Below are 25,389 nucleotides of genomic sequence, written 5' to 3' on the forward strand. Positions count from 1 at the left end.
CGGGGGGGTGGGGGCGGGGGCGGGGGGGGGGGGGGGGTGTTGGGGGGGGGGGGGGGGGCCCCCCCCCCCTTTTACGGGAGGGGGCGGGCTTGGGGGCCACCCGGCAGGGCACCCAGCCGCACCTCCGCCACCCCCGCCACCCCCTCCACCTCCAGCACCCACACCGCATTGGCCCCCTCCCGCAAGACCGCCCCCGGCACGAAGAGCCCCCGCTGCGGCCCCACCCCCCAGTACCGCCCCACACAGAACCCGTTCACCCAGGCGAACCCCCGCGTCCACCCGGGAAGTTCCAGCACCGCGTCCCCCGCCCCCACCACCTCCACCACCCCCCGGTACAGCCCGGCCCGCCCGTCCCCGGCCCCCTCCGAAGGCACCCCGTGTGCCGCGTCGAACGCCCCCAGCGGCACCCCCCCCGCCCGCACCCCGTGCACGTACTGCCGCTCGTGCAGGATCCCGCCCGTGAGCCCCTTCGCCTCCCCGAGCCGGGGCCCGTAGGAGACGCGCCCGAGCGACTCCACCCACAGCTCGACCCGCGCACCCCCCGGCACGGGCCCGGGCAGCGCGGGGGAGTCCTCGGTGAGCACCCCCGCCCGCACCCCGTCGACGTACACCACGGCTCGGTCCCGCAGCCCCGGCGCGCTCAGCGGATACGCCCCGCGCGGCCCGGGCAGCGTGACGGAGTAGCGCACCAGGCCCCGGTCGACGCCCAGGTCCTCGAAGGCGGGCGGCAGGGCGTGCTCGGCCTCGGGCGTGCCCAGGCACGCGGCCACCGCGGCCGGCGACGCCCACTCCCCGAGCCGCCCGGTCACGGGCCGGGCCAGCTCCGCCGGAGCGGGCGGCAGCCCGGGCGGGGGCCCGTCCGCGTACCGGGCGAGGACCTCACGGAAGAGCCAGAACTTCTCGGTGGGCCGCCCGTACTCGTCGATCGGCGCGTCGTAGTCGTACGACGTCACATCCGGCTCCAGGGGCCCGTCGTGCAGCGCGCCGCCCCGGTTCGCCCCCGCCCACCCGGCGAAGCTCGTCCCGCCGTGCGCCATGTACAGGTTCACCGACGCCCCGCACTCCAGGATCTCCCGCAGCGCGTCCGCCGCGTCGCGCGGCGCGCGCCCCACGTGCTCCGCGCCCCAGTGGTCGAACCAGCCGCACCAGAACTCCATGCACATCAGCGGCCCCGCCGGCCGGTGCCGGCGCAGCACGCCGAAGGCCTCCCGCGCCCGCGAGCCGAAGTTCACCGTGGCCAGTACGCCGGGCACGCTGCCGCCCGACAGCATGTGGTCCTCGGGCCCGTCGGACGTGCACAGCTCCGCCGTCACCCCGAGCCCCCGCACCAGGTCCGTCAGCGCCCGCAGGTACACCCGGTCCGAGCCGTAACTGCCGTACTCGTTCTCCACCTGCACGAGCACCACCGGACCGCCCCGGTCGTGCTGCCGCGCCACCACCTGCGGCAGCAGCCGCGCGAACCAGCGCTCCACGTGCGCCAGGTACCGCGCGTCGCGGGTCCGCACCCGCGGCCCCAACTCACCCGTCAGCCACCACGGGAGCCCGCCGTTGTCCCACTCGGCGCAGATGTACGGGCCGGGCCGCACGATCGCCCACAGCCCGGCCGCGCCCGCCGCGTCCAGGAACCGGCCCAGCGCCCCCACGTCGTGGAACTCTCCCGGCCGCGGCTCGTGCACGTTCCACGGCACGTACGTCTCCACGCAGTTCAGGCCCATCGCCCGCAGCATCGCCAGGCGGTGCCCCCACTGCGCCTCGTGCACCCGGAAGTAGTGCAGCGCCCCCGAGAGCAGCCGCACCGGCCGCCCGTCCAGCTCGAACCCGTCCTCGCCCGCCCGGAAGCCGCCCATCGCCCCGCCCGCCCCGCTTCCCGTACCGCCCCGTCACGTCCCCGCCACGATCACCCCTGGCGGACGGCCCGGTCCATGGACAAAGATCGGGCCGGGTTGGACACAACCGCTCGGCGCGGACCGCGTACGGCGTACGACAGCGATCGCGCACGGAGAAGGAGGCGGCCGCGGATGTACCACACCTGGATGCGGTATTTCACGCCCGGCCCGGTCCACCACCGCCTCGGCCTGGTGTGCCTCGGCGTCGGGCTCCAGCACGGGGCGCTGCCCGCCGTCGGCCCCCGCACCCTCGACCACCACGTCGCCCTCGTCGTCAGCGCGGGCGGCGGCTGGTACGCCGCCCCCGACGGCCGCCGCCAACCCGTGACCGCGCCCGCCCTAATCTGGCTCGTGCCCGGCGTCCCGCACCACTACGGCGCCGGCCCCGGCCACGGCTGGGACGAGTGCTTCGTCGACTTCGCCGGGCCCGCCACCGCCACCTACACCGAACTCGGCTACATCGAACCCGCCCGGCCCGTCGTCCCCCTGTCCGACCCGGCCCCCGCCCGCGCCGTCGTCGGCCGCATCGCCCGCGCCGCCCGCCGCGGCAACCCCCTCCTGGAGGTCGAGACCGGCGCCGCCGTCCACGAGCTCCTGGTCGCGCTGCGCCGCGCCCGCGCCGACCTCGCCCCCGGAGGCGACCCCGTCCTGGAGGCCCTGGCCCGCGACGCCTGCACCCCCCTGACCGTCGCCGAGCACGCCGCCCGCCAGGGCATGAGCCCCGCCGCCCTGCGCGCCGCCGTACGCCGCGGCGCCGGATGCAGCCCCAAGGACTACCTCCTCGGCGTCCGCCTCGGCCGCGCCAAGGAACTCCTCGCCGCCACCGAGCTGCCCGTGGCCGCCGTCGCCCGCCGCGTCGGCTACGACGACCCCGCCTACTTCTCCCGCCTGTTCACCCGCCGCGTCGGCACCGCCCCGGTACGCTTCCGCGCCCAGCAGGGCCGCGCCGTGCCCGGCGGCTGGTCCCGGCAGGTCCCCGACCCCGGCGATCCGCCGCAGCTCTCCCTGGACGGCCCGGGCGGCCCGGACGCGGCAACGTAGGCTTCCGTGCCATGACCACGAAGCACCCCGCCGACCCCGCCGTGCTCGCCGAGCTGACCCGGCTGCGCGACAGCATCGACAACATCGACGCGGCCGTCGTCCACATGCTCGCCGAACGTTTCAAGTGCACCCAGCAGGTCGGCCACCTCAAGGCCCAGCACCACCTGCCCCCCGCCGACCCGGCCCGCGAGTCCCGTCAGATCGCCCGCCTGCGCGAGCTCGCCGAGAACGCCAAGCTCGACCCGGCCTTCGCGGAGAAGTTCCTCACCTTCATCATCGCCGAGGTGATCCGCCACCACGAGCAGATCGCCGACACCACGGGCGGCGACGGGAGCCGCACCGCGTGAGGCCGGACCCGGCCGCCGGGGGCCCGCCTAGCGGCGCAGCGCCCGCGCCCCCGCGTACCGGGCGCTGTCGCCCAACTGCTCCTCGATCCGGATGAGTTGGTTGTACTTGGCGGTGCGGTCGGAGCGGGAGAGCGAGCCGGTCTTGATCTGGCCGCAGCCCGTGGCCACCGCCAGGTCCGCGATCGTCGTGTCCTCCGTCTCCCCCGAGCGGTGCGACATGACGACGGTGTAGCCCGCCCGGTGGGCGGCGTCCACGGTCGCCAGGGCCTCCGTGAGGGTGCCGATCTGGTTCACCTTGACCAGGATCGAGTTGGCGACGCCGGACTCGACGCCCTCCCGCAGCAGGGTCTCGTTCGTGCAGAACACGTCGTCACCGGTGAGCTGGCAGCGCCCGCCGACCCGCGCGGTCAGGTCCCGCCACCCCGCCAGGTCGTCCTCGGCCATCGGGTCCTCGACCGACACGACGGGGTAGGAGTCGATCAGCTCGACCAGGTGGTCGGCGTGCTCGGCGGGCGTGCGCCGTACGCCCTCCCCGGCGTAGTCGTAGACGCCGTCGCGGAAGAACTCGGACGACGCCGGGTCCATGACCAGGCCGACGTCCGTGCCCGGCCGGTAGCCCGCGCGCTCGATCGCCCGCACCACGAAGTCGAGCGCCTCCTCGGCGGTACGCAGGGCCGGGGCGAAGCCGCCCTCGTCGCCCACGCCGGTGGAGTGCCCGGCGGCCAGGAGGTCGCGCCGCAGGGTGTGGAAGATCTCGGACCCCGTCCGCACGGCCTCCGCGAAGGTCTCCGCACCGATCGGGGCGATCATGAACTCCTGGAAGTCCAGGGGATTGTCGGCGTGGGCACCCCCGTTGACGATGTTCATCATCGGTACGGGCAGCAGCCGGGCACCGGCACCCCCGAGGTAGCGGTAGAGCGGCAGCCGGTGCGCGGCGGCCGCGGCCTTGGCGGCGGCCAACGAGACCCCGAGGAGCGCGTTGGCGCCGAGCCTGGACTTGGCGGGGGTGCCGTCCGTGGCGACGAGGACGGCGTCGAGCCCCGCCTGGTCCTCGGCCTCGCGACCGGTGACGGCGGCGGCGAGCTCCGTGTTGACGTGCCGTACCGCCCGGTCGACGCCCTTGCCGTGCCAGCGGGCCGGGTCGCCGTCGCGCAGCTCGACGGCCTCGCGGGCGCCGGTCGAGGCGCCCGAGGGGACCGCGGCCCGGCCGAGGGATCCGTCCGCCAGCTCCACGTCCACCTCGACGGTGGGGTTGCCCCTGCTGTCGAGGATTCGGCGGCCGGTGACGGAGGTGATGGCGGTCATGGGAGTCCTTCCCGTTGTCGCGTACGCGCCGGGACCCGGCTGCGACGACGGTGGCGCTGGACCCGGCAGCAAAACTCTACAGCAAAACTGTGCAGTCGAGCTGTTCAGTCTCTCTGTTCAGGTCACCTGTTTAGCTCACCTGTTCAGGCTCGCTGCTCAGCTCTGCTGTTCAGGTCCGCTGCCCAGCCCTGCTGGTCAGTCCTGCTGTGCAGGCGCGCTGCGTTAACATCCGGTATGCCCCTTCCGGAATCCGCCGCCGTCGCGGCCGAACTGCGCACCGCGATCGGCAAGCTCACGCGGCGCGTGAAGCTCGAGGACCAGATGCCGTTCGGCCAGGTGGCCGTCCTCGGCGCGCTGGACCGCAGCGGCGCGATGACGACCAGCGACCTGGCGGCCGACCAGCGGGTACGCCCCCAGTCCATGGCCCGGGCCGTGGGGCTGCTCATGGAGCAGGGGCTGGTCACGCGCCGGGCGCACCCGACCGACGGCCGCAAGAGCCTGGTCGAGCTCTCCGCCGCGGGGCGGGCACTCCTGGAGGAGGAGCGGGAGCGCAGGGCGGACTGGCTCGCGCGGGCGATCGAGGCGGAACTGACGGGCGAGGAACGGGAGTTGCTGGCGCGCGGCATCGGGCTGCTGGAGCGGCTCGCGGCGCACTAGAAGAGCCCGGCGGACCAAAACCAGGACCCGGCCCCGCGAGGGCCGCAGCTCCGGCCGCAGCGCGAACCGGGCCCCCGCCGCGGCCAAAGGCGACAGCGCCCCGGGACACCCACTGCCAGGCGCCCCGCCAGATCAGGCACCATAACGAGATGCCCGCACTGACGCGCGACGAAGCGCAGACCCGAGCCCAGCTCCTCGACATCCAGCGGTACGAGATCAGCCTCGATCTCACCACCGGCGAGGAGACCTTCGACTCCCGCACGGTGATCACCTTCACCGCCGCCGCCGACGGCGACACCTTCGTCGAGCTGAAGCCCGCACACCTGCGCTCCCTCACGCTCGACGGCACCCCCCTCGACCCCGCGGACCTGACCGGCAACCGCTTCCCGCTGCGCGCCCTCACCGCGGGCCCGCACCGGCTCACCGTCGACGCCGCCATGCGCTACTCCCGCACCGGCGAGGGCATGCACCGCTTCACCGACCCCACCGACGGCGAGACGTACGTCTACACCCAGCTCTTCCTGGACGACGTGCAGCGCGTCTTCGCCGCCTTCGACCAGCCCGACCTGAAGGCCGTCTTCGAGCTCACCGTCACCGCGCCGCGGGACTGGACCGTCCTCGCCAACGGCGTCACCGAACGCGACGGCGACGGCACCTGGCGCGCCGCCCCCACCCCGCTCCTGTCGACCTACCTCGTCGCCGTCGCCGCCGGCCCCTGGCACTCCGTCCGCACCGAACACCGCGGCCTGCCCTTCGGCCTGCACTGCCGCCGCTCCCTCGCCCCCCACCTCGACGCCGACGCCGGGGAACTCCTCGACATCACCCGCGCCTGCTTCGACCGCTACCACGAGAAGTTCGCCGAGCCCTACCCCTTCGACTCCTACGACCAGGCCTTCGTCCCCGAGTTCAACGCCGGCGCCATGGAGAACCCCGGCCTCGTCACCTTCCGCGACGAGTTCGTCTACCGCTCCGCCGTCACCGACACCCAGCGCCAGACCCGCGCCATGGTCGTCGCCCACGAGATGGCCCACATGTGGTTCGGCGACCTCGTCACCCTCGCCTGGTGGGACGACATCTGGCTCAACGAGTCCTTCGCCGAGTACATGGGCTACCAGACCCTCACCGAAGCCACCCGCTTCACCGACACCTGGGTCGACTTCGGCGTCACCCGCAAGTCCTGGGGCTACGACGCCGACCAGCGCCCCTCCACCCACCCCGTCGCCCCCGACCCCGACGCCGTCCCCGACACCGCCTCCGCGCTGCTCAACTTCGACGGCATCTCCTACGCCAAGGGCGCCGGCGCCCTGCGCCAGCTCGTCGCCTGGCTCGGCGAGAAGGACTTCCTCGCGGGCATCAACACCCACTTCGCCCGCCACAGGTTCGCCAACGCCACCCTCGCCGACTTCATCGACTCCCTCGCCTCCGCCACCGACCGCGACGTCCACGCCTGGGCCGAGGCCTGGCTGCGCACCACCGGCGTCGACACCTTCACCCCCAAGGTCACCCACAGCGGCCGCGAGTGGACCCTCGCCCTCGACCGCGACGGCAGTCGCCCCCACCGCGTCGCCATCGGCGTCTACGACCGCGACCTGTCCGACGGCCGCCTGCTCGTCCTGCGCGAACGCTACGAGACCGACGTCCCCGAGCACTTCCCGCCCACCCCCCGCGACGGCGGCCGCCCCGCGCTGATCGTCCCCAACGACCACGACCTCACCTACGCCAAGATCCGCCTCGACGACGTCTCGCAGGACACCGCCCTGCGCTCCCTGTCCAGCGTCCCCGACCCCCTCACCCGGGCCGTGCTGTGGAACGCGCTGCGCGACATGGTCCGCGACGGCGACCTGCCGCCCGCCGTCTACCTCGCCACCGCCCGCACCCACCTGCCCGCCGAGACCGACCTCGCCCTCGTCTCCGGCGTCCTCACCTTCGCCCACACCGTCATCACGGACCGCTACACCCCGCAGCCCCACCGGCCCGCCGCCCTCGCCACCCTCGACGCCCTCTGCCAGGACATCGTCCGCCGCACCGAGGACGGCTCCCACGCGGGCCTCAGGCTCATCGCCGTACGCGGCCTCATCGACGCCGCCACCCAGGCCGAGCCCCTCCAGACCTGGCTCGCCCTCGGCGCCGTACCCGGCGGACCCGAACTCGACCCCGAGCTGCGCTGGCGCGCCCTCGCCCGCCTGGCCGCCCTCGGCGAGGCCGACGAGGACACCATCGCCGCCGAGCTGCGCCGCGACCCCAGCGCCACCGGCCAGGAGGGCGCCGCCCGCTGCCGCGCCGCCCTGCCCGACCCCGAGGCGAAGCGCCGCGCCTGGGACGCCCTGTTCGCCACCGACGAGCTGTCCAACTACCTGTTCACCGCCACCGCCCAGGGCTTCTGGCAGGCCGGACAGGACGACCTCGTCCGCCCCTACGTCGCCCGCTACTTCGACGACGCCGTCGGCCTCGCCGCCCGCCGCGGCCCCGCCATCGCCGAGGCCGCAGGCCGCCACGCCTTCCCGCTGCCCGCCGTCGACGACGACACCCTGCGCCTCGGCGAGACCTGCCTGGCCCGCACCGACCTCACCCCGGCCCTCCGCCGCCGCCTCACCGACCAGCTCGACGACCTGGCCCGAGCACTACGCGTACGCCGCAGGGCCGAACAGGGCTGACCCGCGGGGCCGCCCCCCGGCACGCCCACCGAGCAGCCCACCACCCCGAGCCCCGACACGGGCCGCTCCGCGATGCCTGGCGCGCGACCCGGCCCCAAGCCCCGCGCGCAGCCAGCCCCGAGGCCCGGCCCCGAACCCGCCCCGGCACCGGGCCCGATGCCCGGCCCGACGCCGGTGTACGACCTGCCGCTGAACCCTCCCGACCGCAGCTAGGGGAGCGCGGCCCGGCCCACCGCGCCGGGTCGTCCCGACGCCCGGCCTAGGACCGATTCCCTAGGCCGGGCTCCTCCCCGGCGACGATCCAAAGACGATCTCCCCTTGCCTAGGCTCCCGGGCAGACACCCCGACCACACCCCGAGGAGCCCTCATGATCGCCGTCACCGGAGCCACCGGAAACGTCGGCCGCGCCCTCGTCGGCCGCCTCGCCGCCGCCGGCACCCCCGTACGCGCCCTCGTCCGCGACCCCCACCGCGCCCGCCTGCCCGCCGCCACCGACGTCACCCCGCTCACCGTCACCCCCGAACCCGCCGCCATGACCGCCCAGTTCACCGGCGTCAAGTCCCTCTTCCTGCACGCCTCCGTCACCAGCGACCACACCGCGGCCTTCCTCGCCGCCGCCCGCGCCGCGGGCGTCGAACACGTCGTCGTCCTGTCCTCCATCGCCGTCGAGGACGACCCCGCACACGACACGTTCATCCACACCTGGCACCGCGGCCTCGAACAGCACGTCCGCGACAGCGGCCTCGACTGGACCTTCCTGCGCCCCGGCGTCTTCGCCACCAACACCCTGCAATGGGCCCCGCAGATCCACGCCGGCGACACCGTACGCGGCCCCTACGCCAAGGGCGTCTCCTCGCCTCTGCACGAGGCCGACATCGCCGCCGTCGCGCACCACGCCCTCACCGAACGCCACTCCGCGACCGCCCACGTCCTCACCGGCCCCGAGGCCCTCACCACCGAGGAGCAGCTCGCCGCCATCGCCCAGGCCCTCGGCCGTCCGCTGACGTACACCGAGATCCCGCCCCAGGACGTCGTACCGGAGATGTTCCCGATCATCCCCGCCGATCTCGTCCCCGGCTTCGTCGAAGCCCTGGCCACCACCGTCGGCACCACCCCGCCCCTGACCACCACGGTCCAGGACGTCACCGGCACCCCGGCCCGCACCTTCGCCCAGTGGGCCAAGGACCACGCGGACGACTTCAGGCCCACCAGCGCCTCCGGCGCCTGAGGACGAGCGCCGGGCGAGGACTCCAGCCCGTCCGGCGTTCGAGGACGAGGCGCGGAGCGCCGAAGAGGGGGAAAGGGGCGAAGCCCCGGACGAGAGGCGGGGCCCAGGGGCGGCTGCCCCCGGTTCCGGGAAAGGGGCGCCCGCGCGCGGAGCGCGCTGATGCGCGGGGCGGGCGGGGAACCCCCGGCAGGGCCCTACCACCCCGCGGGACGCAGACACGTTTTCCCCGCACGGCCGTACCCCTTTCGAGTACCGATCCCCGCCCACCCGGCCCCCACCCCACACACACCCACCACTCTGGTGACCCCGTCCGTCCACCCGGAGGTCACCGCCATGCGCACCCCGCCGCCCCTCGCCGGAGGCGTCCACGGCCCCGGCGCCCTGCGGCCCCTGCTCACCACCGTCCTGGACGCCCTGCACCAGGGCGCCCAGGACCGCGGCGGCCCCCTCCCGCGCGGCGGCCCCGCCGCCGTCGCCGACCGCCTCCGCCACACCGCCGGCGACCTCCTGCCCACCCACGGCACCGGCGCCGAAACCGCCCTGCGCACTCTCGTCCGCGCCCTCGCCGCGGGCGCCGCCGACCCCGCCGAACCCCTGTGCGCCGCCCACCTCCACTGCCCCCCGCTCGCCCTCGCCACCGCGGCCGACCTCGCCGCCTCCGCGCTCAACCCGTCCCTCGACTCCTGGGACCAGGCCCCCGCCGCCTCCGCCCTCGAAGCCCTCCTCACCACCACCCTCGCCACCGAGGTCCACGGCCGCGGCGACGCCCTCGTCACCACCGGCGGCACCGAGTCCAACCACCTCGCCCTCCTCCTCGCCCGCGAACAGGCCGCCGCCCACCACCAGAAGCCGCACATCATCACCGGCGCCAACGCCCATCACTCCCTGCACCGCGCCGCCTGGCTCCTCGGCCTGCCCCGCCCCCACACCCTCCCCACCCCCGCCGGCGTCCTCGACCCCACCACCCTCGCCGACACCCTCACCCACCTCACCCGCACCACCGGCACCCCGAGCCACATCCTCGTCACCGCCACCGCAGGCACCACCGACGCCGGCCTCATCGACCCCCTCCCCGCCCTCGCCGACCTCTGCCACGCCCACGGCGCCCGCCTCCACGTCGACGCCGCGTACGGCGCCGGACTCCTCTTCAGCACCACCCGCCGCCACCAGTTAGCCGGCCTCGACCGCGCCGACAGCACCACCCTCGACCTGCACAAACTCGGCTGGCAACCCGCCGCGGCCGGCCTGTTCACCGTCCGCGACCCCACCGACCTCCACCACCTCGACCACCGCGCCGACTACCTCAACGCCGACGACGACACCGAAGCCGGCCTGCCCGACCTCCTCGGCCGCTCCCTGCGCACCACCCGCCGCCCCGACGCCCTCAAGATCGCAGTCACCCTCACCGCCCTCGGCCGCACCGGACTCGGCACCCTCGTCGACCGCGTCTGCGACCGCGCCCACGACCTCGCCCGGCTCATCACCACCCCCCCCCGCTTCGAGCTCTACGCCCCACCCACCATCAGCACCGTCCTCTTCCGCCCCCGCGCCACCGACGACCACCACATCGCCCACGCCCGCCGCAGACTCCTCACCGACGGCACCGCCGTCCTCGGCCGCGCCCAGCTCGACGGCCGCCGCTGGTTCAAGGCCACCCTCCTCAACCCCCACACCACCCCCGACGACCTCGCCACCCTCCTCAAGCTCGTGGAAGGAACCACCCCCCGATGAGCGGCACGCCCGACACGCCCACCCCACCACCCACCACCCCCGACCACCACCCGCGCGACCTCGTCGGCGTCGGCATCGGCCCCTTCAACCTCTCCCTCGCCGCCCTCGCCCACCCCCTCGACGGCCTCGACACCGCCTTCTACGAACAGCGCCCCGCCTTCCACTGGCACCCCGGCCTCCTCATCGACGGCGCCACCCTCCAAGTCCCCTTCCTCGCCGACCTCGTCACCCTCGCCGACCCCACCAACCCCTGGTCCTTCCTCAACTACCTCAAGACCCGCGAACGCCTCTACCCCTTCTACTTCGCCGAGCACTTCCACATCCACCGCGCCGAATACGACGCCTACTGCCGCTGGGTCAGCGACAACCTCCCCCACCTCCACTACAACCACCAGATCGACGCCATCCGCTGGAACCCCGAACGCGCCGTCTTCGACATCGACTACACCCAGCTCGACCGCGACGGCGAAGCCGAAGCCGTCGGCCGCACCCACGCCAGGAACATCGCCCTCGGCATCGGCACCGCCCCCCACGTCCCCGAACCCCTCAAGCCCCTCGCCGACGCCCCCACCGTCCCCGTCATCCACGCCGCCGACTACCTCCTCCACCGCGACCGCTTCCTCACCGCCGACCACATCACCGTCATCGGCTCAGGACAGTCCGGCGCCGAAGTCTTCCTCGACCTCCTCCGCCACCGCCCCGCCGGCGCCGAAAAACTCCACTGGCTCACCCGCACCCCCGCCTTCGCCCCCATGGAGTACTCCAAGCTCGGCCTCGAACACTTCACCCCCGACTACACCCACTACTTCCACGCCCTGCCCGAAACCGTCCGCGACCGCCTCGTCCCCAGCCAGTGGCAGCTCCACAAGGGCATCGACGCCGACACCATCGCCGCCATCCACGACGAGCTCTACCGCCGCACCCTCCACGGCGGCTGGCCCGACGCCGTCCTCACCCCCGGCGTCCACGTCCGCACCGCCGGACGCGTCGCCACCACCCGCGTCGAACTCCACCTCGAACACGTCGAACAAGGCACCCGCTCCCGCCTCACCACCGACGCCGTCATCCTCGCCACCGGCTACCGCGAACGCCCCCTCGACCGCCTCCTCGCCGCCCTCGACCCCTACCTGCGCCGCGACGCCTCCGACCGCCCCCGCGTCGACGAACGCCACCGCCTCGTCCTCGACCCCACCGTCACCGGACACCTCTACGTCCAGAACGCCGAACGCCACACCCACGGCGTCGGCGCCCCCGACCTCGGCCTCGCCGCCTGGCGCGCCGCCCGCATCCTCAACCACCTCACCGGCACCACCCCCTACCCCCAGCCCCAGCGCACCGCCTTCACCCACTTCGGCCTCACCCCGCCGACCGGCCGCGCCACCCCCCGCACCCCCGCGGAGCAGCGCGGCACCCTCGTCCGCCTCAAGAACTGACACCCACCCCGGACACACCCCCGGACACCACCGGCATCAGCCACCCACCACCTCCGCCAGCGCACCCACCGGCGCCACCACCCGCCCCGACCGCGGACACGACCACACCGCCACCTCCCCGACCACCCGCGCCTCCAGCGGATGACCCCGCGGATGGTCGGGACACTCCGGCCACGCCGCCGGCAACAACCGCGCCGCCAACGCCTCCACCGCCCACTCCTGCACCTGCTCCGCCAGCTCCGCCACCTGCTCCGCCGGACCCACCCCCGCCGGCACCGAAACCCCCAGGCCCGAACCGTCCGGCTCGTACAGCATCACCAGCGGATCCCCGTCGAAATCCACCTCCTCCCGCACGATCGGCCGCACCGCGCACGTCGCCCACACATCACGCCGCACCACCGCCAACGCGGCCGCCAGATCCCTCTTCATGACACCGAAACCTCCTAGAACACCGGAGTACCCGCACGCGTCAACCGCCACCCCACCCGCGCGAACTCCGCCGGATCCACCGTCCCCTTCGCCCGCACCCACGCGATGATCGTGTTCCGGATCTCGTCCGAATCCGCCCACACCTGCTTGGCCCTCGCCACATGCGGGAAGTTCCCGCCCCCGCTCGCCCGGTAATTGTTCACCGCCAGCACGAACTGCGCCCCCGGATCCACCGGCTCCCCCTCGAACCGCAGATCCACGATCCGCGACCCCACCGGCTGCGCGATGTCCACGTCGTACGTCACCCCGTACAACGCGTCGTAGTTGTAGTCCGGCACACCCTCCGCGTTCGTCAGCTTCGCCGGATCCACCGGCACACCCGGCGCCGTCCGCGCGTAGTACCGCGCCGAGAACTCCAGGTACTCCTTCACCTGCGCACCCGTGAGCAGCCGCGCCTCCAGCGTGTTCTCGAACGGATACAGGCCCGCCGCGTCCCGCAGCGTTACCTCACCCTCCGGAATCCGCGCAGACCGCGAGAAGCACGACGCCTGCGACACCACCGGCACCCCCGCGTACGCGCCACCCGCCAGCGCCGCCCGCACCGTCTCCGCCTGCACATGGTTGATCAGATCGATGATCGGCACATCCTTGTACGGACCCTCCGCCGTACTCATCGCCGCCTTCGACGTCCCGATGACCTGGTTGACGTACGCCACGACCTTCCGGTGCTCGTCCCCGAGCAGCCGCGTGATCCGCCGGTCCTCCGCCACCGTGTTGGAGTTCAACACCCGCGCCCCCACCGACTCCACCCGCCACCGGCCCTTCGACCACACCAGACCGAAGTCGAACAACGTCAGCCGCTGCCCCCACTTCAACGGCTCCGACAGGACCACCTTCCTGCCCGTCGCCCTGTTCTCCACCACGTACTCGGGGATCTCCGTGTGCGCGTGCCCCACCAGGATCGCGTCGATCCCCGGCACCCGCTCCGCCACCAGCGCCGCCGCGTTCTCCACGTACGGCAACTGATCCCCGTACGACGACGTACCGCTCGACCCCGAGTGCGCCGACACCACCACCACGTCCGCACCCATCGACCGCAGCCGCGGCACCCACTTCGCCGCCTGCTCCTCCAGACCCGGGAACGTCATCTTCCCCTGCACATGCGCCCTGTCCCAGATCGCGATCCCCGGATTCGTCAGCCCCAGCACCGCCACCCGCACATCCCGCCCGCACGGCGTCCGCAACCGGTGCATGCTGTACGGCGGAAACGCCGGCCGCTGCGTCCGCGCGTCCAGGGCATTCGCCCCCAACAGCGGAAAATCGCACTGCTCCTGGAACTTCCGCAGCACCGGAATGCCGTAATTGAACTCGTGGTTGCCGAGCGCCGCCGCGTCATAACCGATCGCGTTCATCGCCTGCGCCATCGGATGCACCGGACCACCCTGCGCGGTGATCGGATCCACCTTCGCGTAGTAGTACGAGAGCTGCGTGCCCTGAATCGTGTCACCCGCGTCGATCAGCAGCGTGTTCCGCCGCCCCTTCTCCTCGCGGACCTGGTTCACCAGCGTCGATATCTTCGCCAGGCCCACATCGTTGTGGTCCTTGTCGTCGAACTCCCTGTCCGTGAAGTAATCCCAGTTGAAGACGTTCCCGTGCAGATCGGTCGTCCCCATCACCGTGAACGCGTACCGCCTCGCCCCGGCACCCCGCCCCCCGGGCGCCGCCTCGGCCGTCACCGCCGGACCCGCGAGCGCCACACCCGCACCCGCGGCGGCGGAACTCCCCAGGAACGACCTTCTGTCGAGCGGCATTTCGTCTCCTTCATGAACTTTCAGGATCTACGCGTACGGACGACGCGCGTAGATTCTGGCCCAGGACACCGAGCCGACAACAGCCCCGCCAGGTTTCGATCCGATGACCACCCACCACCGCGCGGCAGTGCCACAGTGGACCCCATGACCAGCGACGAGCCCACACCCACCACCGCCTACGCCACCCCCGACGCCCCCCGCGTAGCCGTCCGCGGCGAAGCCCACCTCGAAGTCGACCCCGAAATCGCCCGCATCGGCATCACCGTCACCGCCCGCGGCACCGACCGCCGCGACGCCCTCGACCACCTCACCCGCCGCAACAACGACGCCCTCACCCTCGTCAAAAGCTACGGAGACGCCGTCGAACGCATCGAGACCGGCGCCTTCTCCATCACCCCCGAACTCACCAAACGCGGCAAAGGCGAACGTGTCCGCACCTACCACGGCCGCGTCCACCTCACCGCCGAACTCACCGACTTCACCGCCCTCGGCGAACTCACCACCCGCCTCGCCGACCTCGACCTCACCCACGTCGACGGCCCCTACTGGACCCTGCGCCCCACCTCACCCGCCCACCGCACCGCCCGACAGCAAGCCGTCACAGAAGCCGTCCAGCGCGCCCGCGAATACGCCGAAGCCCTCGGCACCACCCTCGACGCCCTCCTCGACCTCGCCGACACCGGCACCGACAACGCCCCCTACCCGCCCTACCCCCCGGCCCCCGGCATGACCCGCGCCGCCTTCGCCGGCGCCGCCCCCGAAACCGCCGCCCCCCTCGACCTCGAACCCCAACGCCAAACCGTCTACGCCCAGGTCACCGCCCGCTTCACCCTCCACCCGCCGCAACTCTGAGCCACCCCGCCCACCCCCTCCGTCACCACCCCGCCGCCCGACACCCCTTGAACACGCTCATCGGAGCAGCCCCCCGCACACTTCAACAGTTGTCAACCCCCCGTCACGGAAAGGTTGTTGAGACGTCACGCCCAACCGGACCTCTACCGGCCGGTAAGCCCTACTGTCGAACCATGCGCCGAGCGAAAATCGTCTGCACCCTGGGACCCGCCACCGACAGCTACGACCAGATCAAGGCCCTGGTCGAAGCCGGAATGGACGTGGCACGCTTCAACCTCAGCCACGGCACCCACGCCGACCACGAGGACCGCTACCGGCACGTACGCAAGGCCGCCGAGGAGACCGGCCGCAGCGTCGGCATCCTCGCCGACCTTCAAGGCCCGAAGATCCGCCTCGGCCGCTTCACCGAAGGCCCCGTACTCCTCGAACGCGGCGACGAGTTCACCATCACCGTCGAAGAAGGCGTCGAAGGCGACCGCAACCTCTGCGGCACCACCTACCACGGCCTCGCCGACGACGTCACCCCCGGCGAACGCATCCTCGTCGACGACGGCAAAGTCACCCTCGAAGTCACCGCCGTCGACGGCCCCCGCGTCACCACCACCGTCGTCGAAGGCGGCATGGTCTCCGACCACAAGGGCCTCAACCTCCCCGGCGTCGCCGTCTCCGTCCCCGCCCTCTCCGACAAGGACGAGACCGACCTCCGCTGGGCCCTGCGCACCGGCTTCGACGTCATCGCCCTCTCCTTCGTCCGCAGCGGCCGCGACATCCAGGACGTCCACCGCATCATGGACGAGGAGGGCCACCGCCTCCCCGTCATCGCCAAGGTCGAGAAACCCCAGGCCGTCGACAACATCGACGACATCGTCGCCGCCTTCGACGGCATCATGGTCGCCCGCGGCGACCTCGGCGTCGAAATGCCCCTCGAACAGGTCCCCATCGTCCAGAAGCGCGCCATCAAGCTCGCCCGCCGCAACGCCAAACCCGTCATCGTCGCCACCCAGATGCTCGACTCGATGATCGACAACTCCCGCCCCACCCGCGCCGAGGCGTCCGACGTCGCCAACGCCGTCATCGACGGCACCGACGCCGTCATGCTCTCCGGCGAGACCAGCGTCGGAAACTACCCCGTCGAAACCGTCCGCACCATGGGCCGCATCGTCGAAGCCGCCGAGGAGGACATCCTCGCCAAGGGCCTCCCCGCCCTCACCGAACGCAACAAACCCCGCACCCAGGGCGGCGCCGTCGCCCGCGCCGCCGCCGACATCGGCGACTTCCTCGGCGCCAAGTACCTCGTCGCCTTCACCCAGTCCGGCGACACCGTCCGCCGCCTCTCCCGCTACCGCTCCCCGATCCCCCTCCTCGCCTTCACCCCCGACCCCGCCACCCGCGCCCAGCTCAACCTCACCTGGGGCGTCGAGACCTTCCTCGGCCCGCACGTCGACTCCACCGACGCGATGGTCGGCCAGGTCGACGAACACCTCCTCAAGATCGGCCGCTGCCACCCGGGCGACACCGTCATCATCACCGCCGGCTCCCCACCCGGAGTCTCCGGCACCACCAACCTGGTCCGCGTCCACCACATCGGCGAAGCCACGCGCTAGTCAGTACTTGGCCCCGACATACGCGTCCATGAGCGCCACGGAGCCCTTGCGGGCGATGGAGACGTTGAACGGGTCGCTGCCCCGGGCGAGCGTCGTCCACTCGACCCCCACCTTGTCGAGGGTGTCGGTGAGCAGCTTCCGGATGTCGTCCGACTTGTTGGTGAAGAAGTACCGCGGATACTCGTAGCGCTTGCGCTCACCACCCACGACCCGGGTGGTCCAGTTGATGATCCGACACCCGTCGGAGTGGATGAGCCCCCGAACGAACTCCCACGGGTACGCGTCGACGATGTCCCGCTGCCAGGGTTCGAGGACGATGCTGCGCTCGTGTTTGCGGCCGGGGCCGTGCTGGGGGAAGAGGCACCACATGTGCATGGAATAGAGCTTCACGTCCCGGCAGCCTTTTCGCCGCACTCTGCATACGGAGTTTCCAGGGAACACCAAGCGCATGGCCTGCTCGCACTCGTCCATGAGGCCGGGGTGGGTCTCGGCGCAGGTGATCGAGAGGCTCGGAGCTCGCATGGCGCGGTTGTGGCTGATGTGCCCGTCACCCAGGTAGAGACCCAGCAGGTAGGAGTACGCCGCGAGGTGCAGGTCGCCGTCGCAACGGGGGCAGGGCGGCTGGACGCGTCCGGGGCACTCGCCGCGCTTCGCTCGGTCTGAGTGCTTCCAGTAGCTGATGGTGCCTACGGGGACATTCAGTTGTCGGGCGACGTCGGCATTCTTGGCTCCGCCGCGTAACAGCGTCAGCGCCTTCTGTCGCACTTCTGTGCCGTGGAAGTTCATGCGACTACTCTGCGCGACTGATCGTATCCCTGTGCAGCAAAAAGCGGAGGTTCACGAGAACGTGATCCTCCGCTACAGCGTGTGCCGGGTACGGGATTCGAACCCGTATGTCCTTTCGGACAGATGTGTTTGAGACATCCGCGTAAGCCTATTCCGCCAACCCGGCTAGAGCGCCGCGCGCCCCCGGGAAGCATACCGGTTCACCGCGCAGCACCGCAGCTAGGTACTCTGACGAGGCAGTGCACCTGCCATGAACGAGGAGCTCCCGTGACCGCGCCCGAGTCGCCCCAGCCCGTTGACGCGTCCGACGACAAGTCGCACGTCCCGCCGCTGACGACCCGTGTCGTCATCGCCGAGGACGAGGCCCTGATCCGCCTCGACCTCAAGGAGATGCTGGAGGAAGAGGGCTACACGGTCGTCGGCGAGGCCGGTGACGGCGAGACCGCCGTGGAGCTGGCCCGGGAGCACAAGCCGGACCTGGTGATCCTGGACGTGAAGATGCCGGTCCTCGACGGCATCTCCGCGGCGGAGAAGATCGCCGGGGAGTCGATCGCCCCGGTCCTGATGCTGACGGCGTTCTCGCAGCGGGACCTGGTGGAGCGCGCCCGGGACGCGGGCGCCATGGCGTACCTGGTGAAGCCGTTCAGCAAGAGTGACGTCGTACCGGCGATCGAGATGGCGGTGTCGCGGTTCACGCAGTTGCAGGCGCTGGAGCAGGAGGTCGCGGACCTCACGCAGCGCCTGGAGACGCGGAAGCTGGTGGACCGGGCGAAGTCGATCCTGCAGACGGAGTACGGCCTGACGGAGCCGGCGGCGTTCCGGTGGATCCAGAAGACGTCGATGGACCGTCGCCTGTCGATGCAGCAGGTGGCGGAGGCGGTCATCGAGGACGCCGAGGAGAAGAAGGCCGCGAAGGGCTGATCATCCCCGATGCCCTGGGGGGCGCCCCACCAGGGGCGCGGGGAACTGCGCGAGCAACCCCCACGGGCGGTCAGCCGACAGCAGCCGGGTGCGCCCCGTAGGGGGCGCGGGGAACTGCGCGAACAGCCCCCACCGGCGGTCAGCCGGAGACAAGCTGCACAGCGAAGAGGGCGGCCACCCCGAAGCCGGGGCGGCCGCCCTCTTCGCAGCTGGCGGGGCCCGGGGCCGAGCCCCGCTCAAGGCCCAGGGGCCAGGCTAGTCCTCGCCGAGGTAGGCCTTGCGTACGGACTCGTCGTGGAGGAGATCCGCTCCGCTCCCGGAGAGGACGACGCGCCCCACTTCCATGACGTGGCCCTGGTCCGCCAGGGACAGCGCTGCTTGGGCGTTCTGTTCGACGAGCAGGATGGTGGTGCCCTGGGCCTTGAGCTCGGCGATGGTGTGCATGATCTTCTGCATCATGATCGGGGAGAGTCCCATGGAGGGCTCGTCGAGCATGAGCAGTTTGGGCTGGGACATCAGGGCGCGGCCCATGGCGAGCATCTGCTGTTCGCCGCCGGAGAGGGTGCCGGCGGCTTGTTTGCGGCGTTCGCCGAGGATGGGGAAGAGGTCGTAGGCGCGCTGGATGTCTTTCTGGATGGCTGCTTTGTCGTCGCGGAGGTAGGCGCCGAGCTGGAGGTTCTCGGTGATGGTGAGGCGGGGGAAGATGTGGCGGCCTTCGGGGGAGTGGGCGAGTCCGAGGGCGACGATCTTGTGGGCGGGGATGCCGGTGAGGGGGCGTCCGTCGAAGGTGATCTTCCCGGAGAGGGGTTTGAGGAGTCCGGACAGGGTGCGCAGGGTGGTGGTCTTGCCGGCGCCGTTGGTGCCGATGAGGGTGACGACCTGGCCGGCTTCGACGGAGAAGGAGATGCCTTTGACGGCTTCGATCTTGCCGTAGGCGACCCTGAGGTCCTCGACCTCCAGCAGTGCGGTCACGGGGCTTTTCCTTCCGGGCCGGTGGCGCGGGGTGTGGCGCCGTCTTCGTGGTGCGGTGGTTCGGTGTCCGGCGGGGTGTCGGCGGAGGGGGCCGTGGCGGGGGTGTCGGCCGCGGGGGCCGTGTCCGGGGTGTCGGCCGGGCCTGCTGCCCGCGGGGCGGGGGCCGGGCCGGCTCCCTCCTGGTGGGCTTCGGCGGCTTCGACCTCGGCGACCTCGGCGGCGCCGGGGGCGCCTTCGAAGGGGGTGCCGAGGTAGGCGGCGATGACGCGCTCGTCGGCCTGGACGACGTCGGAGGTGCCTTCGACGAGCTTCTCGCCCTGGACGAGGACGGCGACGCGGTCGCAGAGGTTGAAGATGAACCGCATGTCGTGCTCGATGACGAGGACGGCGATGCCCTGGTCGCGGATGGCGAAGACGAGTTCCTCGGCGGCGCGGGTCTCCTGGGGGTTCATGCCGGCGGTGGGCTCGTCGAGGAGGAGCAGGCCGGGTTCGCTGGCGAGGGCGCGGGCGATCTCGAGCTTGCGCTGCTCGCCGTAGGGGAGGTTGCGGGAGAGGTGGTCGGCCTTGTGGGCGAGGCCGACGAACTCCAGGAGTTCCATGGCGCGGGCGTGGGAGGCGGCTTCGGCCTTCTTGAAGCCGGGGCCGCGCAGGAGGGCGGACCAGAGGCCTTCCTTGGTGCGGGTGTGCCGGCCGACGAGGACGTTCTCCAGGACGGTCATGTTGGCGAAGAGCCGGATGTTCTGGAAGGTGCGGGCGATGCCGGCGGTGGTGACGAGGTGGGGTTTGGCGGGCAGGACGGTGCCTTTGTAGGCGACCTTGCCTTCGGTGGGGACGTAGAGGCCGGTGAGGCAGTTGAAGAAGGTGGTTTTGCCGGCGCCGTTGGGGCCGATGAGGCCGACGATTTCGCCGCTGTTGACGGTGAGGTCGACGGCGCGTACGGCGGTGAGGCCGCCGAAGCGCATGGTGACGCCGCTGGCCTGGAGGACGGTGGTGGTGGTCGCTGTGGTGGTCATGGTGGTCACGCCCCCGCCTTGTGGACGCCGACGGTGCCTTCGGGCAGTTTCTGCTGGTCGGGTACGTCGAGTTGGTCGGTCTCGTGGTATTCGAGCTGGGCGCGCTTGTTGGCGACGAGGCCTTCGGGGCGGAAGCGCATGAGCAGGATGAGGGCGAGGCCGAAGAGGAGGAGCTGGTAGTCCTCGAGGAACTGGAGTTTGGCGGGGATGAGGTAGAGCAGGGCGGCGCCGATGAGGGGGCCGCTGATGGTGCCCATGCCGCCGAGGATGACGGCGGCGAGGAGGAAGGCGGAGTTGGGCGGGACGGTGTTGGCGAAGAGGTACTGCTCGGGGGTGATGCTGTAGGAGACGTGGGCCTGGACGGTGCCGGCGAAGCCGGCGAGGGTGGCGCCGAGGGCGAAGGCGATGAGTTTGACGCGGAAGCCGTTGATGCCCATGGCGGTGGCGGCGGTCTCGTCCTCGCGGATGGCGACCCAGGCGCGGCCGATGCGGGATTCGCCGCTGCGGCGGAAGACGAGGACGACGACGGCGGTGAACAGGAGCATCAGCAGGTAGTAGTTGGCGGGCCTGCTGAGGGTGAAGCCGAGGACGTCGTGTTCGATGCCGAGGTTGTAGCCGAGGAGTTCGAGGTCGGGGATGTTGGGGATGCCCTGGGCGCCGTTGGTGAGGTCGGGTCCTGACCTTCCGTTGAGGTTGTTCATGGTGATGCGGAAGATCTCGCCGAAGCCGAGGGTGACGATGGCGAGGTAGTCGCCGCGCAGCCGCAGGGTGGGGGCGCCGATGATGACGCCGAAGGCGAGGGAGGCGGCGGCGCCGGTGAGGACGGCGGCCCAGAAGGGGAAGTGGACGTCGAAGGTGGAGGCGGGGGAGCCGGAGACGAGGGCCGCGGTGTAGGCGCCGACGCCGAGGAAGGCGACGTAGCCGAGGTCGAGGAGTCCGGCGAGGCCGACGACGACGTTCAGGCCGAGGGCGACGGTGGCGAAGATGAGGATGTTGACGCCGATGAGGGCGTAGCTGGCGTCGCTCTGGGTGAAGGGGAAGAGGGCGGCGGCGACGAGGGCCGCGGCGAGGGTGACGTTGCGGTGTTTGGCGGTGAGGGCGTTGAGGCGGGGGATGAGTCCGGCGCGGTGGAGTGCGGTGGCGCCGAAGCAGGCGGTGATGAGGAAGCCGATGAAGAGTTCGGAGTAGGCCTCGATGCCGTAGGCGAAGACGTAGAGGCCGATGCCGAAGGAGGCGGCGATGATGAGGATTTCGGCCCAGTCGGGGAGGGTTCTGGCGCGGGGTGGTGCGGGGGCCTTGAAGCTGTGGCGCAGGCGTTGCCAGGGGTTGGTGGTGGGGGTGTCGGGGGTGGCGGGGGTGTCGGAGGGGAGTCCGAGGGCGCCGATGGCGGCGATGAGGGCGCCGATGCCGGAGACCCAGGCGCCGGGTTCGAGGTTGACGATGCCGCCGAGGTGTTCGGCGATGGCGCCCATGGTGTAGCCGGTGGTGCCGAGAACGCCGAGGCTGAGCAGGAGGACGGGGCTGTTGGTGCCGCCGGGGGTGAGCCAGGTGAGGCCGCGGATGCGGTGTCCGGCGAGGGTGAGGACGAGGGTGAGGGCGGCGCCGGTGAGGGTGACGACCTGGAGTCCGCCGGGGTAGCCGGTGACGGTGAGGTTGCCGGGGAAGGCGGTGGTCCAGGTCCAGGCGAGGAAGGTGCCGAGGAGGGCCGCGGCGGAGCCGGTGAGGACGAGGAGCCGGGCGAGGCGTTCGGGCAGGGGCAGGGTGGAGATGTGGGGGCCCGCGTCGGTTGTGGTGAGGCGCGGGGTGCCGGGGGTGCTGGGTGTCTTGGTTGTCATGGGTATCACGCTCGATCCGCGACGCGTTCGCCTAGGAGCCCTTGGGGCCTGAGGAGGAGGACGAGGATGAGGAGGGCGAAGGCCCACACGTCCTTCCAGGCGCCGCCGCCGAACTGTTCCATGCCGGGTACGTCGTGCATGTAGCCGGTGGCGAGGGCTTCGGCGACGCCGAGGACGATGCCGCCGAGCATGGCGCCGTAGATGTTTCCGATGCCGCCGAGGACGGCCGCGGTGAAGGCTTTGAGGCCCATGATGAAGCCCATTTTGAAGCCGACCTGGCCGTTGTGGAGGCCGTAGCCGACGGCGGCGACGGCGGCGAAGGCGGCGCCGATGGCGAAGGCCATGACGATGATGCGGTCGGTGTTGATGCCCATGAGTTTGGCGGTGTCGGGGTCCTGGGCGGTGGCTTGCATGCCGCGCCCGGAGCGGGTCTTGTTGACGTACCAGCCGAGGATGAGCATGCAGGCGGGGGCGGCGATGATGAGGAAGAAGTCGCCGCGTTGGATGTCGGCGCCGAAGATGTGGACGGGGTCGCCGCCGAATTGGGGGAAGGTGCGGTCCTTCTTGGCGTCGGGGTACCACTTCCATACGGCCTGCTGGAGCAGGATGGACAGGCCGATGGCGGTGATGAGGGGGGCGAGTCGTGGGGCTCCGCGCAGGGGGCGGTAGGCGAAGCGTTCGGCTGCGGTGCCGACGGCGACGGAGCATATGACGCCGCCGATGATCATGAGGGGGACCGCGGCGAGCAGTGAGAACCCGTCGGGGAGCCAGAGGAAGACGGTGAGGGCGCCGAAGCCCCCGACCATGAAGATCTCGCCGTGGGCGAAGTTGATGAGCTGGACGATTCCGTAGACCATCGTGTAGCCGATCGCGATGAGACCGTACATCGCGCCGAGGATGAGTCCATTGGCCAGCTGTTGCGGCAGTTCGTTCACCGCAGGGCCTCCGTTGGATGGTTCGGATACGGCACCGCGCGGGAGCGCTGGTAGCGCGTCCCGCGCGGCCTTGTGTCAATGGGTGCGTGGGGTGGGTGTCAGCGCGGCTTGTAGGCCTCGCTGAACTTGGACTCCCACTTGTTCTGCTTGTTGACCTGGTAGGCGGTCATCATGGTGTTCGTGGTGTCGCCGTACTCGTCGAAGGAGACGGTGCCGGTGACGCCGTCGAACTTGACCTTGCTCATGGCTTCGAGGACTTTTTCGCGGCTGTCGGAGGGGAGCTTTCCGTCGTTGTCCTCGACGACGATCTTCACGGCTTCGATGATGGCCCAGGTGGCGTCGTAGGTGCCGCCGCCGTAGGTCTCCATGTTCTCTTTGTAGTTCTTGTTGTATTCCTCGATGAACTTCTTCGCGGAGTCGAGTTCCTCGACGGGTTTGCCGACGGAGGTGCCGAGGTCGCCGACGGCCTTCTTGTTGAGCTTGGGGAATTCTTCGCTCTTCATGCCGTCGCCGCCCATGAGCGGGATCTTGGCGCCGGATTCCTTGAGCTGTTGGCTGAGGGGGGCGGCGGCGGGGTATTCGCCGCCGTAGTAGACGGCTTGGGCGCCCTTGCCCTTCACCTTGGAGACGACGGACTTGAAGTCGCGGTCCTCGGGGTTGACGTGGTCCTGGCCGACGATCTTTCCGCCGAGGTCGGTGAAGGTGTCCTTGAAGGAGGCGGCGAGGCCGGCGCCGTAGGTCTTCTGGTCGTCGATCAGGTAGACCTTCTTGATGTTCGCCTTCTGGTAGAGGTACTGGGCGGCGAACTGGCCTTGGACCTGGTCGGTGGTGGCGGTGCGGAAGAAGGTCTTGAACTGGCGCTTCTTGTCGCCCTTCTTCCAGCCGTCGCCCTGGGTCAGCTCGGTGCCGGTGTTGGCCGGGGAGATCTGGGTGAGGCTGGCGTCGCTGAAGGGCTTCTGCATCGACTGGGAGACGCTGGAGTTCAGCGGGCCGACGACGCCGAGGACGTCGTCGTTGCTGATGAACTTCTGGGCGTTCTGGCCGCCGACGGAGGGCTGGGCCTGGTCGTCGAGGGGCTGGAGCTTGAACTCCACGCCGTCGACGGTGTTCTCCTTGTTGGCGGTCTTGACGGCCAGTTCCGCGGAGTTGCGCATGCCGATGCCGAGGGCGGAGAGGTCGCCGGTGAGGGGGGCGTCGAACCCGATGACGACGGTCTTCTTGTCCCCGGCGTTGTCGTCGTTGTTGTCCTTGTCGCGCGACCCGCAGGCGGTGAGCGTGAGTGCCCCGGTGGTCAACACCGTGGTGAGGATGAGCGCGGAACGGTTTCGCACGATTGGTCCTTTCCCCAGGCGCGGCCCTCTGCTGAGGGGCCGTGAAGATCGCCGGGCCGTACTGGTGGTGGTACAGGGCCGTGCAATTCAGTTCGCGCCCGGCGGCGCGGTGACTGGCCGTGACTCTAAGGGCCTTATTGATCCTGGAGGAGTGGTCGGACCTAGGCTGTGACGCTCTTGTTATGCCACGGAGTATTCCGCGCTGGCCCGCAGGGGTTGGTTGTGGCGGAATATGCACGCTTCGGCGCATCGGGCGCGGTGCCGCGTGCAGGACTGTTTCCGCGTTTTACTCATGACGCCGGTGTTCGGGGGGTTGCGGGCGGGGCCCTCCGAAAAAGATCTTCCAGGGCTGGACGCCGCTCTTCGATCTTGTTTCGCACGGGCTGTCCGTATTACGGAGTGTGACGCGAAAGAAAGGGAGCCCAGCATTCCGTGCCACCTTTCCGCGTTCGCGGATGTGTACGGTCAGGAGTGTTTTAGCGCAGCACTCCTGTTCCTCCGGTGAAGCCCCAGTCCGAGGGGCCTGCTGCGACACCGGGGCGCGCCGCGGGGCGGCCGAGCCGACGCCGGACGCTGCGCGCGGCGCGGGTATTCCAGCCCGTCCGGCGTTTGAGGACG

The 25,389-nt window shown here is 71.3% G+C and carries 20 protein-coding genes and 1 tRNA gene; 10 read left to right on the plus strand and 11 right to left on the minus strand.

The genetic code is table 11. From position 1 onward, the window contains the following. Positions 1 to 71: 71 nt before the first annotated feature. Positions 72 to 1,847, minus strand: coding sequence for a beta-galactosidase family protein (locus tag QK440_RS24040; RefSeq protein ID WP_282795265.1), 1,776 nt, complete (start codon positions 1,845 to 1,847; stop codon positions 72 to 74). A gap of 171 nt (positions 1,848 to 2,018) precedes the next feature. Here QK440_RS24040 and QK440_RS24045 point away from each other — a divergent pair, with 171 nt between their 5' ends. Both QK440_RS24045 and QK440_RS24050 read left to right on the plus strand, forming a co-directional pair. After that, positions 2,019 to 2,927, plus strand: a complete 909-nt coding sequence (locus tag QK440_RS24045; protein ID WP_282795266.1) for an AraC family transcriptional regulator — start codon at positions 2,019 to 2,021, stop codon at positions 2,925 to 2,927. 11 nt (positions 2,928 to 2,938) lie between these two features. Beyond that, positions 2,939 to 3,274, plus strand: a complete 336-nt coding sequence (locus tag QK440_RS24050) for a chorismate mutase (RefSeq protein WP_282795267.1) — start codon at positions 2,939 to 2,941, stop codon at positions 3,272 to 3,274. Positions 3,275 to 3,301: 27 nt separating this feature from the next. Here the strand turns inward: QK440_RS24050 and eno are convergent, their stop codons facing one another. Beyond that, positions 3,302 to 4,579: a phosphopyruvate hydratase gene (gene eno / locus QK440_RS24055; RefSeq protein WP_282795268.1), complete on the minus strand. Its 1,278-nt coding sequence runs from the start codon at positions 4,577 to 4,579 to the stop codon at positions 3,302 to 3,304. A 234-nt stretch (positions 4,580 to 4,813) separates the two neighbouring features. Here eno and QK440_RS24060 point away from each other — a divergent pair, with 234 nt between their 5' ends. From QK440_RS24060 to QK440_RS24080, 5 genes are all read left to right on the plus strand, one after another. Then, entirely contained in the window at positions 4,814 to 5,236 is a 423-nt protein-coding gene (locus QK440_RS24060) for a MarR family transcriptional regulator (RefSeq protein WP_282795269.1), read from the plus strand. Between the two features lie 149 nt (positions 5,237 to 5,385). Then, positions 5,386 to 7,890, plus strand: coding sequence for an aminopeptidase N (pepN, locus tag QK440_RS24065; RefSeq protein WP_282795270.1), 2,505 nt, complete (start codon positions 5,386 to 5,388; stop codon positions 7,888 to 7,890). A 367-nt stretch (positions 7,891 to 8,257) separates the two neighbouring features. Beyond that, entirely contained in the window at positions 8,258 to 9,118 is an 861-nt protein-coding gene (locus QK440_RS24070) for an NAD(P)H-binding protein (RefSeq protein WP_282795271.1), read from the plus strand. Positions 9,119 to 9,451: 333 nt separating this feature from the next. Further along, on the plus strand, positions 9,452 to 10,849 hold the full coding sequence (locus QK440_RS24075) for an aminotransferase class V-fold PLP-dependent enzyme (RefSeq protein ID WP_282795312.1): 1,398 nt from the start codon (positions 9,452 to 9,454) through the stop codon (positions 10,847 to 10,849). Further along, positions 10,846 to 12,282, plus strand: a complete 1,437-nt coding sequence (locus QK440_RS24080; protein ID WP_282795272.1) for a SidA/IucD/PvdA family monooxygenase — start codon at positions 10,846 to 10,848, stop codon at positions 12,280 to 12,282. The genes QK440_RS24075 and QK440_RS24080 overlap by 4 nt, the downstream gene beginning before the upstream one ends. Positions 12,283 to 12,318: 36 nt before the next feature. Here the strand turns inward: QK440_RS24080 and QK440_RS24085 are convergent, their stop codons facing one another. Together QK440_RS24085 and QK440_RS24090 are read right to left on the minus strand one after the other, a co-directional pair. Continuing rightward, complete coding sequence (locus QK440_RS24085) at positions 12,319 to 12,711, minus strand: hypothetical protein (protein WP_282795273.1); 393 nt, start codon at positions 12,709 to 12,711, stop codon at positions 12,319 to 12,321. Positions 12,712 to 12,725: 14 nt separating this feature from the next. Next, positions 12,726 to 14,522, minus strand: coding sequence for a 5'-nucleotidase C-terminal domain-containing protein (locus tag QK440_RS24090; protein ID WP_282795274.1), 1,797 nt, complete (start codon positions 14,520 to 14,522; stop codon positions 12,726 to 12,728). A gap of 144 nt (positions 14,523 to 14,666) precedes the next feature. Between QK440_RS24090 and QK440_RS24095 the strand changes: the two genes are divergently transcribed. After that, complete coding sequence (locus QK440_RS24095) at positions 14,667 to 15,374, plus strand: SIMPL domain-containing protein (protein WP_282795275.1); 708 nt, start codon at positions 14,667 to 14,669, stop codon at positions 15,372 to 15,374. Positions 15,375 to 15,547: 173 nt separating this feature from the next. Further along, positions 15,548 to 16,978, plus strand: coding sequence for a pyruvate kinase (gene pyk, locus QK440_RS24100; RefSeq protein ID WP_282795276.1), 1,431 nt, complete (start codon positions 15,548 to 15,550; stop codon positions 16,976 to 16,978). On the opposite strand, the gene QK440_RS24105 is transcribed toward pyk, so the two are convergent. Both QK440_RS24105 and QK440_RS24110 read right to left on the minus strand, forming a co-directional pair. Continuing rightward, positions 16,979 to 17,764, minus strand: a complete 786-nt coding sequence (locus tag QK440_RS24105) for a helix-turn-helix domain-containing protein (protein WP_282795277.1) — start codon at positions 17,762 to 17,764, stop codon at positions 16,979 to 16,981. It abuts the gene before it with no gap. A gap of 82 nt (positions 17,765 to 17,846) precedes the next feature. Further along, a tRNA-Leu gene (locus QK440_RS24110) sits at positions 17,847 to 17,930 on the minus strand. 101 nt (positions 17,931 to 18,031) lie between these two features. Here QK440_RS24110 and QK440_RS24115 point away from each other — a divergent pair. After that, the gene (locus QK440_RS24115) at positions 18,032 to 18,685 is read left to right on the plus strand and encodes a response regulator (protein ID WP_282795278.1); all 654 of its coding nucleotides are present in this window, start codon (positions 18,032 to 18,034) and stop codon (positions 18,683 to 18,685) included. A gap of 255 nt (positions 18,686 to 18,940) precedes the next feature. On the opposite strand, the gene QK440_RS24120 is transcribed toward QK440_RS24115, so the two are convergent. From QK440_RS24120 to QK440_RS24140, 5 genes are all read right to left on the minus strand, one after another. Further along, entirely contained in the window at positions 18,941 to 19,657 is a 717-nt protein-coding gene (locus QK440_RS24120; protein WP_282795279.1) for an ABC transporter ATP-binding protein, read from the minus strand. Continuing rightward, on the minus strand, positions 19,654 to 20,679 hold the full coding sequence (locus tag QK440_RS24125) for an ABC transporter ATP-binding protein (RefSeq protein WP_282795280.1): 1,026 nt from the start codon (positions 20,677 to 20,679) through the stop codon (positions 19,654 to 19,656). Before QK440_RS24125 ends, QK440_RS24120 begins: the two co-directional genes overlap by 4 nt. Beyond that, the gene (locus QK440_RS24130; protein WP_282795281.1) at positions 20,676 to 22,505 is read right to left on the minus strand and encodes a branched-chain amino acid ABC transporter permease; all 1,830 of its coding nucleotides are present in this window, start codon (positions 22,503 to 22,505) and stop codon (positions 20,676 to 20,678) included. The genes QK440_RS24125 and QK440_RS24130 overlap by 4 nt, the downstream gene beginning before the upstream one ends. A gap of 5 nt (positions 22,506 to 22,510) precedes the next feature. Further along, on the minus strand, positions 22,511 to 23,440 hold the full coding sequence (locus tag QK440_RS24135; protein ID WP_282795282.1) for a branched-chain amino acid ABC transporter permease: 930 nt from the start codon (positions 23,438 to 23,440) through the stop codon (positions 22,511 to 22,513). A 98-nt stretch (positions 23,441 to 23,538) separates the two neighbouring features. Then, positions 23,539 to 24,771 (minus strand): branched-chain amino acid ABC transporter substrate-binding protein, encoded by a 1,233-nt coding sequence (locus QK440_RS24140; RefSeq protein WP_282795283.1) that lies wholly within the window; start codon positions 24,769 to 24,771, stop codon positions 23,539 to 23,541. Positions 24,772 to 25,389: the final 618 nt, after the last annotated feature.

The sequence above is a fragment of the Streptomyces sp. CC224B genome (genome assembly GCF_030010595.1).
Taxonomy (GTDB): domain Bacteria; phylum Actinomycetota; class Actinomycetes; order Streptomycetales; family Streptomycetaceae; genus Streptomyces; species Streptomyces longispororuber.

Bases quoted from the DNA above. Each gene is read 5' to 3' on its own strand.
- QK440_RS24045 (WP_282795266.1), top strand. From the start codon at position 2,019: ATGTACCACACCTGGATGCGGTATTTCACGCCCGGCCCGGTCCACCAC.
- QK440_RS24040 (WP_282795265.1), bottom strand. From the start codon at position 1,847: ATGGGCGGCTTCCGGGCGGGCGAGGACGGGTTCGAGCTGGACGGGCGG.
- eno (WP_282795268.1), bottom strand. From the start codon at position 4,579: ATGACCGCCATCACCTCCGTCACCGGCCGCCGAATCCTCGACAGCAGG.
- QK440_RS24075 (WP_282795312.1), top strand. From the start codon at position 9,452: ATGCGCACCCCGCCGCCCCTCGCCGGAGGCGTCCACGGCCCCGGCGCC.
- QK440_RS24050 (WP_282795267.1), top strand. From the start codon at position 2,939: ATGACCACGAAGCACCCCGCCGACCCCGCCGTGCTCGCCGAGCTGACC.
- pepN (WP_282795270.1), top strand. From the start codon at position 5,386: ATGCCCGCACTGACGCGCGACGAAGCGCAGACCCGAGCCCAGCTCCTC.
- pyk (WP_282795276.1), top strand. From the start codon at position 15,548: ATGCGCCGAGCGAAAATCGTCTGCACCCTGGGACCCGCCACCGACAGC.
- QK440_RS24090 (WP_282795274.1), bottom strand. From the start codon at position 14,522: ATGCCGCTCGACAGAAGGTCGTTCCTGGGGAGTTCCGCCGCCGCGGGT.
- QK440_RS24080 (WP_282795272.1), top strand. From the start codon at position 10,846: ATGAGCGGCACGCCCGACACGCCCACCCCACCACCCACCACCCCCGAC.
- QK440_RS24070 (WP_282795271.1), top strand. From the start codon at position 8,258: ATGATCGCCGTCACCGGAGCCACCGGAAACGTCGGCCGCGCCCTCGTC.
- QK440_RS24060 (WP_282795269.1), top strand. From the start codon at position 4,814: ATGCCCCTTCCGGAATCCGCCGCCGTCGCGGCCGAACTGCGCACCGCG.
- QK440_RS24095 (WP_282795275.1), top strand. From the start codon at position 14,667: ATGACCAGCGACGAGCCCACACCCACCACCGCCTACGCCACCCCCGAC.
- QK440_RS24130 (WP_282795281.1), bottom strand. From the start codon at position 22,505: ATGACAACCAAGACACCCAGCACCCCCGGCACCCCGCGCCTCACCACA.
- QK440_RS24105 (WP_282795277.1), bottom strand. From the start codon at position 17,764: ATGAACTTCCACGGCACAGAAGTGCGACAGAAGGCGCTGACGCTGTTA.
- QK440_RS24085 (WP_282795273.1), bottom strand. From the start codon at position 12,711: ATGAAGAGGGATCTGGCGGCCGCGTTGGCGGTGGTGCGGCGTGATGTG.